General features: G+C 35.0%; 13 protein-coding genes. 2 read left to right on the top strand and 11 right to left on the bottom strand.

From position 1 onward, the window contains the following. Positions 1-311 precede the first annotated feature (311 nt). Positions 312-725 (top strand): SRPBCC family protein, encoded by a 414-nt coding sequence (locus tag AC07XU_RS16285; RefSeq protein ID WP_494944696.1) that lies wholly within the window; start codon positions 312-314, stop codon positions 723-725. A gap of 613 nt (positions 726-1,338) precedes the next feature. Here AC07XU_RS16285 and AC07XU_RS16280 read toward each other — a convergent pair. The 11 genes from AC07XU_RS16280 to AC07XU_RS16230 all read right to left on the bottom strand — a co-directional run bounded on the left by AC07XU_RS16280 (position 1,339) and on the right by AC07XU_RS16230 (position 12,163). Next, on the bottom strand, positions 1,339-1,932 hold the full coding sequence (locus AC07XU_RS16280) for a 2OG-Fe(II) oxygenase (RefSeq protein WP_494944695.1): 594 nt from the start codon (positions 1,930-1,932) through the stop codon (positions 1,339-1,341). Positions 1,933-2,052: 120 nt separating this feature from the next. After that, positions 2,053-3,456 carry an efflux transporter outer membrane subunit gene (locus tag AC07XU_RS16275; RefSeq protein WP_494944694.1) on the bottom strand — a complete coding sequence of 468 codons (1,404 nt, stop codon included), beginning with the start codon at positions 3,454-3,456 and terminating at the stop codon, positions 2,053-2,055. 11 nt (positions 3,457-3,467) lie between these two features. After that, positions 3,468-6,644, bottom strand: coding sequence for an efflux RND transporter permease subunit (locus AC07XU_RS16270; protein WP_494944693.1), 3,177 nt, complete (start codon positions 6,642-6,644; stop codon positions 3,468-3,470). 41 nt (positions 6,645-6,685) lie between these two features. Next, positions 6,686-7,855 carry an efflux RND transporter periplasmic adaptor subunit gene (locus tag AC07XU_RS16265; protein WP_494944692.1) on the bottom strand — a complete coding sequence of 390 codons (1,170 nt, stop codon included), beginning with the start codon at positions 7,853-7,855 and terminating at the stop codon, positions 6,686-6,688. Positions 7,856-7,888: 33 nt separating this feature from the next. After that, positions 7,889-8,473, bottom strand: a complete 585-nt coding sequence (locus AC07XU_RS16260) for a TetR/AcrR family transcriptional regulator (RefSeq protein WP_494944691.1) — start codon at positions 8,471-8,473, stop codon at positions 7,889-7,891. Positions 8,474-8,628: 155 nt separating this feature from the next. Next, positions 8,629-9,207 carry a peroxiredoxin family protein gene (locus AC07XU_RS16255; RefSeq protein WP_494944690.1) on the bottom strand — a complete coding sequence of 193 codons (579 nt, stop codon included), beginning with the start codon at positions 9,205-9,207 and terminating at the stop codon, positions 8,629-8,631. Between the two features lie 64 nt (positions 9,208-9,271). Beyond that, a complete protein-coding gene (locus tag AC07XU_RS16250) occupies positions 9,272-10,288 on the bottom strand; it encodes a WD40/YVTN/BNR-like repeat-containing protein (protein ID WP_494944689.1) in 1,017 nt (338 codons plus the stop codon). 86 nt (positions 10,289-10,374) lie between these two features. After that, positions 10,375-10,806 (bottom strand): DUF2147 domain-containing protein, encoded by a 432-nt coding sequence (locus tag AC07XU_RS16245; RefSeq protein WP_494944688.1) that lies wholly within the window; start codon positions 10,804-10,806, stop codon positions 10,375-10,377. Between the two features lie 90 nt (positions 10,807-10,896). Then, on the bottom strand, positions 10,897-11,145 hold the full coding sequence (locus tag AC07XU_RS16240) for a hypothetical protein (protein WP_494944687.1): 249 nt from the start codon (positions 11,143-11,145) through the stop codon (positions 10,897-10,899). 56 nt (positions 11,146-11,201) lie between these two features. Beyond that, positions 11,202-11,648 (bottom strand): VOC family protein, encoded by a 447-nt coding sequence (locus tag AC07XU_RS16235; RefSeq protein WP_494944686.1) that lies wholly within the window; start codon positions 11,646-11,648, stop codon positions 11,202-11,204. 20 nt (positions 11,649-11,668) lie between these two features. After that, entirely contained in the window at positions 11,669-12,163 is a 495-nt protein-coding gene (locus AC07XU_RS16230) for a DinB family protein (protein WP_494944685.1), read from the bottom strand. Between the two features lie 120 nt (positions 12,164-12,283). Between AC07XU_RS16230 and AC07XU_RS16225 the strand changes: the two genes are divergently transcribed. Next, positions 12,284-13,252, top strand: coding sequence for a GlxA family transcriptional regulator (locus tag AC07XU_RS16225; protein ID WP_494944684.1), 969 nt, complete (start codon positions 12,284-12,286; stop codon positions 13,250-13,252). Positions 13,253-13,264 lie beyond the last annotated feature (12 nt).

The following is a 13,264-nucleotide window of genomic DNA, read 5'->3' as shown; positions in this document are numbered from 1 at the left end:
TGCTATTGGCGGGCGACAGCCCTGCTATTGCCTATAGTTTTTTTGCCGATGGCAAAAAAAGCTATTTGGCGCTATCAGGTTTATGATTTAGGGCTTGTGCTATAAACCTGTCAAAATAACATAGAAACTTGCATTTTAGCCCCGACATACGCGAATTCCGAGTTTTCTTCGGCAGCAGCATTGGCGGGACTTATGTTAGTTATTAGCAGAAATTTGCGCTCCAAAAAAATCTCGATCGCCCTATTTTTGTCTTGTTTGACCTTTTTTATTTTTAAACGTAAGCTTAACTTTAACTTTTAAATAGAACATAAATGGAAAATACAGCAATAACAATTGAAGCTACGGTTAATGCACCAATAACTAAAGTTTGGGAATATTGGACTGAGCCGGAACATATTGAACAGTGGGCTTTTGCAGCCGATACTTGGCATGCGCCTTATGCCGAAAACGATTTAAGTGTTGGCGGTAAATTTAGCACCACTATGGCAGCAAAGGATGGTAGCGTAAGTTTCGATTTTTGGGGCATTTACACCGAAATTATTGAATATGAATTGATTGCTTATGAAATGGGCGATGGCAGAAAAGTTAAAATAACATTTAGTGAACAAGATGCTGAAACACACATTGTAGAGACCTTTGATCCAGAAAATGAAAATCCTTTCGAAATGCAAAGAGATGGTTGGCAAGCTATTTTAGATAATTTTAAAAAGCATGTTGAAGGATAAATTTAATGTGATGTTGAGCTTTTTGAAAAGAAATAATACATTAAAATTCTTCCGACAAGCTTACCATTGACGTTATTTATTAGGTGTTTGAAAATAAGCGCATTATTATAAAAAGCTTTGTTATTCCGAGGAACTACCTATCCCGATTTCTCTTGTAGTTTGGACACATCTTTTTGCTCATTGTTTTTTTGGCGATTTGGTAAGTTCAGTTCATATGTTGCTATCTTGTGCTAAGCACACGTCAACCCCCAGTTCCAGACTGATCAAAAAAACAGAAGCACAAAGGAACAAACAGCACTACCAAAACTTAAACGCAGTGGTTTTGTGTTAGAGTTGCAGATGCTTTGATTTATTGCCAACGAACAAAACGAAGTGCCGCTGTTTTTTGATGAGCGTTGGCCTGTGAAAAGGCACATAGCGGGATTGACAAGCATTTTTGCATACTTTTGATGCTTCAAAAGTTTGATGCCTCGCGGCATAGAGCGAAAAAAAGCTTAATATTTATGTCGACAGGATACGATTTCTCAGGAAGAAATCTCATTTATGAATTGAATGATAGAGATCCTTCTCCGCCGCGGCGGATCTGGACATGGCATGCTAAAATATGAGTCCATCAATTAGTTTTTAGCCAACCGGTAATGCTCATACGAGGTTCGTTTGTTACTAAAACTTCGTGAGCAAGCTCACTACTTTTAAAAAACACAGATTTACCATTTTTTGGCGATATATTTTGTTGACTATTTCCATGATGAATTCGCAATTCACCACCATCAACTGGTTTCCAATTTTGATTTAAATAAATCACCATTGAAAAAGCTCTACTCCCATTTGCTTGAAATTGATCGATATGCTTCTTATAAAAACTGCCCTTTTCGTAAAGCGTATAATGAAACTCATAATTGGTAATGCCAGTATAACAAGTTTCGTTAAGATACATTACAAAGGCATCTATTAAATCAAAAAATTCGTTTTCGTATTTATCATCGTGACTTCTATCTAACCAGTAAATTACATCACTTCTTATTAATTTATCGTGATTAACAACTGTTTGATTGCCCGTACCTGCTGGCAACATTAATTTAGTACGATAAAGGTTTACCAAGTTTTGTTTTAAATGTTGAGCCAAACTCTCGCTTAAAAAATCATTAGCTATACCAACCTTTTCTGCAATAAAACTATTAATTAGGCCATTAAATATATTTTCCAATAAACTGGATTTAATCGGCGACCGCCGATTGGCAAGGTAGGTTAAAATAAACCAGAAACAGCACAAAACAAAAAAGGTTCGTACTGCTACGAACCTTGATTGCTCATTTAATGATTAAAATTATTTCCAGCCACCGCCTAATGCACGATATAAATTAACCACAGCTTGCAGTTTTTGTAATTTATCGCTTACACCGCTAAGTTGTGCGGCTAATAAACTTTGCTCAGAAGTTAACACATCGGTATAATTTGTTGCCGAACTGTAGCGTAGCAACTCTTGCGTAAAATCTACAGCTTTAGTTAAAGAAGCAATCTGCTTAGCTCTTGTAGTTTCTTTCTCTGTAGCAGTTTGGTAGGCATAAAGCGCATTAGAAACTTCTTGTCCGCTGGTTAATAGCGTTTGCTGAAAGGTATAAAAAGCTTGTTGTTGTTGTGCTTGTGCCGTTGTTAAACGAGCTTTATTTTGTCCACGAGCAAAAATTGGCTGCGTTATACCACCAATAATATTATAAAATACAGAATTGTTAAAGAAATCTGCCATTTGTAGCGTAGCTAAACCACCGTTTGCAGTTAAAGTTAAAGATGGATAGAAAAATGTTTTGGCAACATTTGTATTTTCAAATGCAGCTCTAAAACTTAGTTCGGCTGCTTGCACATCGGGTCTGTTTTTTAATAACTGAGTTGAAACGCCTATTTGCAAATCGCTATACGGAGTTTGGGTATCTAAATCTGAACGTAAAATTGTACCAGGCACCCTTGCCAACAAAACATTCAAAGCATTTTCAGTTTCCCTAATATTTCTTTTTAAATCCGGAATGGTAACTTCTGCAGCATATAAATTTGCTTCGCTTTGCACAACTGCAGCACCGTTTACCAAAGCACCTTCTTTAAGTGCTTTCATGGTTTCTACATTGTTAGCTCTACTTTTAACGGTTTCTAAAGTAATTTTTAGCTGTTTATCTAAAGCCAACAAATTGTAATAAGCATTGGCAATATTGGCAATTAATTGTGTTTGCACAGCTCTTTTTGCAGCATCAGTTTGTAACAAATTGGCATAAGATGCTCTTTTTGCACTGCTTAATTTACCCCAAATGTCGGCTTCCCAACTTGTGCTTAATTGAGCACGGTAAGTTTGGGTTTCTAAATTTATGTTCACTCCTGGCGGAAAGTTTAGAGCCGCCTGAGATTGCTTTGCATCAGTAACCGAAACATCTGCTTGCAGCGTTGGTAAAAATGCAGCTCTGCTTTGTTGTAAGGTAGCTTGAGCAATTCTAATTCGTTCAATCGCTTGTTTTAAATCTAAATTTTCATTTAAACCTTGCTGAATTAGAGTTTGCAAATTGGCGTCATTAAAAAGATTTTTCCAAGGTAAATCTGCAATAGTTGTGGTATCATTTGTATTGCTATCGCGATACAAATTTTCTGTAGTAACCTTTGGAGTTTCGTATTTTTTTGTTACGCAAGCACTTAAAATTAATACGCCGAAGCCAATAATTACAAGTGAATGTTTATAGATCAATTTCATTTTTATAAATATTAATTTTCGCGATTTGTGTTTGCTAATGCTAATTCATCTTCTGATTCGATTTTAGCATCTTCATCAAATGGAGATTTGTTGCTCACTTTTTCTTGCAAAGTTTGGAAGATGATGAACAATGTTGGAATTACAAAAATTCCGAAAATAGTTCCAATTAACATCCCTCCTACAGCACCAGTACCAATTGATCTATTACCAGCAGCACCTACTCCAGACGACAACATCAATGGTAATAAACCTAAGATAAAGGCAAAAGAGGTCATTAAAATTGGTCGCAAACGTGCTGTTGCACCTTCAATCGCTGCATTTACAATCGACATTCCTTTCTTTCTTCTATCTACCGCATATTCTACAATCAAAATGGCGTTTTTGGCTAGTAAACCAACAAGCATAATTAGTGTGATTTGGGTATAAATATTATTATCTACCACAAATATTTTGTCGAATATAAATACACCTGCCAATCCGATAGGTAAAGAAATTAACACCGCTAGAGGCAAAATGTAACTTTCGTACTGTGCAGCTAACAAAAAGTAAACGAAGATTACGCACAATAAAAAGATAAATATGGTTTGGTTTCCTCCGGCCATTTCCTCACGAGATAAGCCTGAAAATTCATATCCATATCCAGCTGGTAAATGTATAGCAGCTTCTTCCTCAACTGCTTTTAATGCATCACCAGAACTAAAACCAGCTTTAGGCGCTCCTGTAACAGCAATTGAAGTGTACAAATTAAAGCGAGAAATAGCTTGTGGCCCATAAACCTTTGTTAAATTGATAAACTCACTGACAGGTGCCATTGCGCCTTTATTATTGCGAACAAAGATGCTATTTAGGTTTTCTGGGTTAGCACGATAAGATGCATCAGCCTGATACATTACCCTAAATTGCTTACCAAATTGGTTAAAGTTTGACGCATAAACACCTCCAAAATAACCTTGCAAAACACCCAACACATCAGTTACTGTTAAACCAGCTTGTTTTACTTTTGCCACGTTAACATCAATTTGATATTGAGGGAAATTTGGATTAAAAGAAGTTGATGCATACTGAATTTCTGGACGTTTAGCTAACGCAGCTAAAAAGGCGTTACCAACATCATTAAACTTATTGATATCGCCACCAGTTTTATCTTGTAACTGAAATTCGAAACCACCACTGGTACCAAAACCTTGGATAGTTGGTGGCGCAAAGAAAATGATTTTTGCACCTTTAATTCCGGCAGTTTTTGCAAACAACTCACCAATAATTTCTTTTACATCTCTTTTTCTTTCGTCCCAAGGTTTTAAACGGGTAATTACCATACCGTAAGAACTACCAGAACCACTGATCATACTTCTACCCACAATTCTTAAAGCACTTTTTACTTCTGGAATGTCGCGAACTATTTTATCAATCTGTGTGATAATAACATTTGTTTCTTCTTGCGATGTACCGGCAGGCAAAGAGATATCAGACATGATTACACCTAAATCTTCGTTAGGCACAAAACCTTTTGGTGTGGTATTCATTGTCCAAACTAAGATGCCCACAAAAGCTAAAATACCAACAATAGGAATCCATTTTTTGCGAGATAAAAATGAAACCGATTTTTTATATCTATTCGTCATTAACTCAAATGCAGTATTAAAACCTACATAAAAGCGTTGCATAAAGTTTTTTGGCTTATCGTGGTCTGCTGCATGAGGTTTTAACAACAAAGCACACAAAGCCGGACTTAGCGTTAATGCATTTACAGCTGACAAGATAATCGCGATAGCTAATGTTAAACCGAATTGTTTGTAAAAAACTCCTGATGAACCTTCGATAAAACTTACTGGGATAAATACCGCAGCCATTACTAAAGTAATAGAGATAATTGCTCCAGTAATGTCTTCCATTGCATCTACAGTTGCTTTTTTGGCAGAAGTATAACCACTATCTAACTTGGCATGAACGGCCTCGACGACTACAATCGCATCATCTACCACAATACCAATGGCCAATACCAAGGCAAATAAGGTTAATAAATTGATGGTAAACCCAAACATACTCAAGAAAAAGAAGGTACCAATAATAGCAACTGGAACTGAAATAGCTGGAATTAAAGTTGAACGTAAATCTTGTAAAAAGATAAATACAACTATAAACACCAATATAAATGCCTCGATTAGCGTGTGTATTACCTTCTCAATTGAGGCATCTAAGAAATCGTTAACGTTTACCAAAGAAGTGTAATGTATCCCTTTGGGAAATGATTTTGATGCTTCTTCTAATGTTTTTAAAGATGTTTCGATAACCTCTTTTGCATTTGAACCTGCAGTTTGGTTAATGGCAATACCAATTGATGAATTACCATTGTATTTTGAAGTACTTGCATAACTTAAAGCACCTAATTCAATTCGGGCAATATCTTTTAAGCGCAAAACTTGTCCGTTTGCATCTGCTTTAATAATGATATTGCTAAATTCTTGTTCGGTTTTTAACCTACCTGTATATTTGATGGTGTATTGGAAAGATTGGTCGCCTTGCTCACCAAATTGACCTGGGGCAGCTTCCACATTTTGTTCGGCTAAAGCCAAATTCACATCATTCGGTATTAAACCATAAGTTGCCATTACATCTGGCTTAAGCCAAAGTCGCATACTGTAATCCATTTGCCCAAATGAGCTTGCATCACCAACTCCAGTTATCCTTTTAATTTGAGGGATAATGTTAATGTTGGCGTAGTTCTGCAAAAATTTCTGATCGTACGCTGCATTATCACTATGAATAACAAAGATTAGCACATTACTTGCCTGTCTTTTGGCGGTAACCACACCAGAACGTGTTACCTCTGCGGGCAATAAACTACTTGCTCTGGCAACTCTATTCTGTACGTTAACCGCAGCTAAATCTGCATTTGTACCTAATTTAAAATTGACAGTAATGGTTGCTGTACCATCATTACTGGCGCTAGAAGTCATATAAGTCATGTCTTCAACACCATTAATTTGTTCTTCTAGTGGAATAACCACACTATTCATTACCACATCAGCATTTGCCCCTTGATATGATGCAGAAACTTGGACTGTTGGTGGTGCAATTTCGGGATACTGAGATACAGGCAAGGTAACCAAACCCAAAATACCCAGTATAACTATGATAATTGATATAACAGTTGATAAAACTGGTCTATCTATAAATTTTTTAAACATAATTTGAATTTACGATGTACGATTTTTGATTTACGATTAATCTATTTTTTAACTTCTGCGTAAACTGAATCGGTATTGAGTTCTTGAGGTTTGATTTTAGTATTGTCTTTTAAAGATTGGAAACCTTCTAGAACCACTTTATCGCCTGCTTTTAAACCTTTGGTAACTACATAAAACTTGCCTTTGGTAACTTGCATCACTTCTATCGGGGTGTTTATCACTTTTGCCGAGTCGCCTAGTACGTATACGAACTTCTTGCCCTGTAAATCTGTTGTTGATTTTTGAGGGAGTAAAATCACATCTTTTACATTTTGAGGAATACGAACGGTAGCACTTGCTCCATTTTTTAAAATAGATTTAGCATTCGGAAAAGTGGCTCTTAAACTTGCAGATCCTGTACCTGTATTGATTTGGCCGTTAATAGATTCTATTTTCCCATCTTGCGCATATATACTTCCATCGGCTAAAACTAAGGTCACAGGAGGGATATTTTTCATCTGCTCAGCTAAAGTTTTACCTTGATAAGTGTTAGAAAAATCTAACAATTGTTTCTCATTTAAAGAGAAATAAGCAAAAACTTTTGCTGTGTTAGATATTGTTGTTAATGGCTCAGCATTTGTACCACTTACCAAACTCCCAGCTTTAAATGGCAAACTACCTACTACCCCATTAACCGGACTAGTTATACGTGTATAACCCAAATTCACTTTTGCATTAACCAAAGCCGCCTTAGCCTGAGCTAATGCAGCTCTTCTGCTTTGTAAGGTTAATTGGGCAGCATCTAATTCATATTTGCTGATGATATCTTTATCAACCAAAGGTTTTGTTTTATTAACTTGCAACTGAGCGGCATTTACATCTGCCTCGGCACTACTTATTGCTGCACTTGCAGTTCTTACCTGCTGTTCGTATTGTGGTGCGTTAATGGTAAACAACAGCTGACCTTTTTTTACAACTGCTCCTTCATCAACAAAAATTCTTTCAATAAATCCATCAACCCTAGGTCTGATATCAACATTTTCTATGCCCTCTATAGTGGCAGGATACTCTGAGTCTAATGTGGTTGATTGAGCACTAACTGCAAAAACTGGATATTGTTGTGGCCCAGCTGCTGCAGCCGCAGCCTGAGCAGCTTTTTCATCTTTGCCACCACAAGAAGCTATAAAAAGCGCTAGAGATAAAAAAAATGTTAATCGGATTGTTGTTTTCATATTTATGCTAGGATTATTGGTGTGTTTCATTTTTTATTGATATATCATTTCGAAAATTAATTTCTTTCTATCTTTCATTAGTTTTAAATAATCTGTATCGTTTATATTATAGATAGATTTATTTAAACAGTTGGTGATTAAAGGATAAGCCATTAATGAAAATAAATTCATTAAAAATTGACGAGGATCCATTTTTTTAATTTTTCCAGCATTCATTTCATCACTTATTTCTGTTAAAAAAGCTTTAATTCTTACCTTTTTTTCTTCTGGCACTGCTTTATCCGTTCTATTTAATTCAGTGACGATATATACTTCCCGATAGGGAAATTTCATTGCCTGATCCATAAAAACATTTATAAGCTGCTGAAGTTTTTCTTTGAATGCTAATTGTGCGGTAAAAACATGATCTAACACTGCAGACATTTCTTCTCTTGCTTCTAAAGCAACTTGCTCAAAAAGAATATCTCTTGATCTGAAATAATAATTTACTAGCGTACGGTTTACGCCAGCCGCATCTGCAATATCTTGTGTGGTTGCATGCAACTTACCTTCAGAAAAAAATATCCGCTTTGCGGTATCTTTAATTAATTGTTCCGTCCCTGTATCTCGTTGCGCCATTTACAATTATGTTTAACATTTTTGTTAAACAACAAAGGTAAATATATGTTTCGCCAATGGATCTTTATATCAGAAAAATAGCCGATTTATGACAGAGGATTGATATAGGTTGAAACAAAAAACCCTGAAACTTTAATTTTTCAGGGTTCTATTTTTTATAAATTAGCTATTAAATTTTTAACTGAAGGTCGCTTCTTGTAATCTTTATCGAAGAAAACATATTTTATTTTACCATCTTTATTAATGATATAGGTTGCAGGAACTGGCAATACATAATCTGATTGTCCGTTTGCCATCGCAACATCTAAACCACCTTTTTTGTATCGATCTGCTAAACCTGGTTCCATTACATAATCAACTTTATAGGCTTTCATAATTTTATAATCTCTATCGCTTATGATACTGAATGAAGCTTTGGTTTTTGCAATGGTTTTATCAATACCAGCCGAAGTTTCTGGAGAAACACCAATAACATATGCGCCTTTAGCCGATAGCAATTGCAAACTATCTTGTAAATTTTTAATATGCTTATTGCAATGTGGGCACCATTGACCGCGGTAAAAAAACAGTACAACAGATTTATATTCGTGTAAGATTTTCTTAAGATCTATTTGCTTACCTGCGTTATCTTTTAAGTCAAACAAAGGTGCTTTATCGCCAATTTTTAACGGTGTTTGAGCAAAAATCTGCAAGGTTATTAACAAAGCAAAGCTTGATAACAATAGTTTTTTCATCTGATTTAAATTTTAAGTTTGGTTCTTAGTCGTAGGGATTTAGCAAACCTTACAAGTTTTTTTATTACCATATCAATTGAAAAATATTTCCTTTATTTCCTGTTAGCAAAACCAAACTTCCTTTTTTTGCCTTTTGCAGAGCATTAAAATTTTGTGAAGAAATATAATTCCAAGTATTACCGCCATCTAAAGAATAATCGGTGCCAGATGAACCTGTTGCAAAACAAATTTGATCAGTAAAGTAAGCTGCCGCAGAGCGATAACCTAAAACGGGTTTTGCTGGTTTTGACCAACTTTTACCCCCATTTTTAGTTATCAATACATTATTCTCATTCTCTTTATCCTTTAAATAATTTCCGCCAACGGCAATCCCTTTTTTTGAGTTTAAAAAAGCAATAGAAAATGGCCCTGTGCTGCTTTCTCCTTGCAAAATCGGTAACGGAAAAACTTTCCAGGTATGACCAAAATTAGCCGAATAATAAATGTTAGAAACAGCCCCACCTGTAGCAACCCAAACTTTACCGCCTGGGGCAGTTGTAATTGTTGTTCCACTAGCGGCAAAGCCAGCTTCACCCACTTTAAGTTCTTTTTTTAAGTGAGATGAAATATTTTGCCAAGTCATCCCACCATCTTCAGTTTTTAAAAGCTGCATTTTGTTCTTTATCGGGTCACCAAAAATTATTCCTTGCTGATTATCCCAAAATGCCATACCATCTAAAAATATTGCAGAGTCTGTATTTTTGTAAACTTCAGTCCAGTTTTTACCACCATCTACGGTTTTTAAAATATAAGCTGGCGAACCGGCATTTACTACTATTGCTTTTAATTTGTCGAAAGCTTCGATATCTCTAAAGTCTAATTTCTCGTAGCCTTTTGGCTGCATCCACTCCCAAGTTTTACCGCCATCTAGGGTTTTGCCAACGTAACCGCCACTACCACTTACCCACGCAACTGAGTCAGACAGTACAGATAAACCACGCATACTTGTATTTTTACCAGATGCTAATTGTTTAAGCGTAAAACTTTGCGCAAAGCTGATCAATGGTAAAATAAGTAAAAGTGACAAAAGACTTTTTTTCATGTTAATGGGTATTTTTGGAAGAAAATTATAAAACTGAGCATACATCGTTTTCGAAAACCTCAGATTGACATTACGTGAGTGTTTTGCTATTTTACTCGTTTCCAAGCTTCGGTTCTGCCTATTAAAGAAATACCAATAAAACCTCTCATATTAAGCTTATTAGCGCCTTCTAAAGTCATTTTACCGCTGTAAGTTTTACCTGTTTTTGGATCATAAACTTTTCCATCAACATATTCCTTATCCTCATAAACAAAGTCTTTTACAATTTCTAAACCCAAAATAGGTTTTGATCTTAAACTTGCAGTCGGATTTTTAACGTCTGTTTTAGGCTTTCCATTTTCATTAGGTTCCTTTATCCAAACTAATTTGCCGAAGTATTTATCGCCTTTTTTAAAAATTTCAATCTGCCCTTCTCCAGAAGAATTGAGCCATTTACCTAAAATATCATCCTTAGATTGGGCAATAACTAACTGTGTTGAGGCGGTAAATAATAATAAAATTAAGAATTTCTTTAGCATACAAATAGGTTTTAATGTATGCTAATTTAGCAATTCGATCGGTATTTTTAAACCAAAACTGAGATATGATTGTAGATCATAGAAAAATCATTACAAATTATCCGATGTTATAGGTTCAAAATCATCAGCTAATACCTCAGCATTAAATCCATTTTGTTTTAAAAGTGAGATCACTGAGAGATTATCAATTAGCTCAGTTTCCGATTTTATTCTCAAGATACGATCGCAATCCTCTAAATCGAAATTGGCTTGGTAATGATTAAATGTTTGATGGATTAACAATATGAGTTTATGAGCATCCAATTCATAAAAAACATTACTTTTAAAAACTTCAACCATGTTGTATCAATTAACCAAACCAAATTCTATAAAAAAATCCCGTCCTTTAAATATATTTATGATTTAAAGGCTGCGTTAAAACTGATCATCCACTGTGTGGCGTATTTATCTGTTAACATACCATAATAATCTCCCCAAAAAGTATTTTGCATAGGCATTTGTACAGTGCCACCTTCACTTAAGCCTGCAAAAAACCGATCAGCATCTCCCTCATTATCTACACTAATGCAAAGAGATACATTGGTTCCAAATTTAACTGCCTCCATATTTGCAGGCACATCTGTTCCCATAAGTGTGGTTGAGCCTATATTTAAAGCGATGTGCATAATTTTGTTTCCTTCGTCGTCGGCTATTCCTTCTGCACAACCATCCTCTAAATTTTCGCCTGCAGGCAAATCTTTAAAACGCATTAACGATATAAACTCACCACCAAAAATTGATTTGTAAAAATTAAAAACCTCTTCGGTATTACCGTTAAAGTTTAAGTACGGATTAACTATCATATATTTATTATTTAATTAATTTACATATAGTTTATGGCTTCATAACCTAATAATCTGCGCCATAAAGCGATTTGACCAATACAGTTGGCTTCACGATAAATATCAAATGAAGTCATTTCAAAAACCGAAAAGCTCATTCCAGGATAGGTTAAAATTTTATCTAATTCTTCATCTGTGGCATCCAATAATCTATCTCGTAAAATTGGCGTTATTTTTTTCCAATCCTTTTCATATTCAGACAATGCTGGATATCTTTCTAAATCCTGGATACCTTTGTGGGAAGCAAACAAATCATCTGCTCCAGATTTTAGATCTAATCCAAAAATGTTTGCAAGTTCATATCTTTCTTGAACCAAGCTACCTGCTAGCCAAGCAATGTGATTGGCTTTTGTGTTTAATCTTTCATGAGCATCATCATCACTAATACCTGCTAAAGCATTAATGAAATATGTGGTATGCATATCGTAAAGCACAATAAGTGCATACAATCGGTTACTTTTTGGTTTAATTTCCATAATATATTTTTATAAACTAAAGTTAAGCGAAATTAGTAGTTATAAGAACTGCTATTAAAGTCAAATATTAGGGGCATTTAGGCCAAAATTTTATAATTTAGTTAGAGAAAATTATAATTGATGAAAAGGATAGCGATTTTATTAAGTAAAAATTACAAGCTGCTTAGTGTTGCGGCAATTTTAGATGTGTTTGAAACTGTAAATAAAAATTACCGATTTGATAAGCTACCGGAGCCTTTTGACATTAAAATTTTAGCCGTACAAGATTTTGCTGAGCAACAAAAGGAAGCTTTTGGTTATCAATTACAAGAAATAAGCAAAGCAGAACAAATGGATCTTATACTAATTCCGGCTTTTACTACTGATGATATGGAACAAACGATCAAGGAAAATGTACGTTGTATACCAAATATCGTGCAGCAATATCAACAAGGAGCAGGTATAGCTACTTTTTGTACTGGTGCATTTTTACTTGGAGCTAGCGGATTGTTAAATGGTAAGATTGCCACAACTCATGTAGACGCAAGTAATGGCTTTGCAAATTCTTTTCCGCAGGTGAAACTTAAAGTTGATAAAACTGTAACGCAAGATGGACGATTATATACAAGTGGTGGTGCAACCTCATCATTTCATTTGCTGTTGCATTTAATACAAGAATTTTGTGGTAAAGAAATGGCTATTAAAATTGCAAAAATTTTCGCCATAGATATGGATAGAGATAAACAATCTTATTTCAGCACATTCATGCCATCAAGAAACCACAATGATGATTTGGTAGCTATTGCACAAGATAAAATTGAAGCTAATTTTCATGATGCTGCTACAATTGAAGAACTAATTAAGGATATACCTGCCAGTAGAAGAAATATTGTTAGACGATTTAAACAAATTACAGGCATTACTCCTATCGAATACCTGCAACAAACCCGTATAGAAGCAGCTAAAAAATTGTTAGAAAACACCAATAAACAAATGACCGAGGTAATTTTTAATTCTGGTTACAATGACCCAAAGGCTTTCAGAAAAATCTTTAAGAAAAACGTAGGCATGACTCCAACACAATACAGGGATAAATTTCAGGTAAGATAGATTCTTACAAAA

The sequence above is a fragment of the Pedobacter sp. GW456-11-11-14-TSB4 genome, from assembly GCF_059424425.1.
Note: the sequence above shows the minus strand (reverse complement) of the source record. Positions and strands in the feature narration are given on the sequence as shown.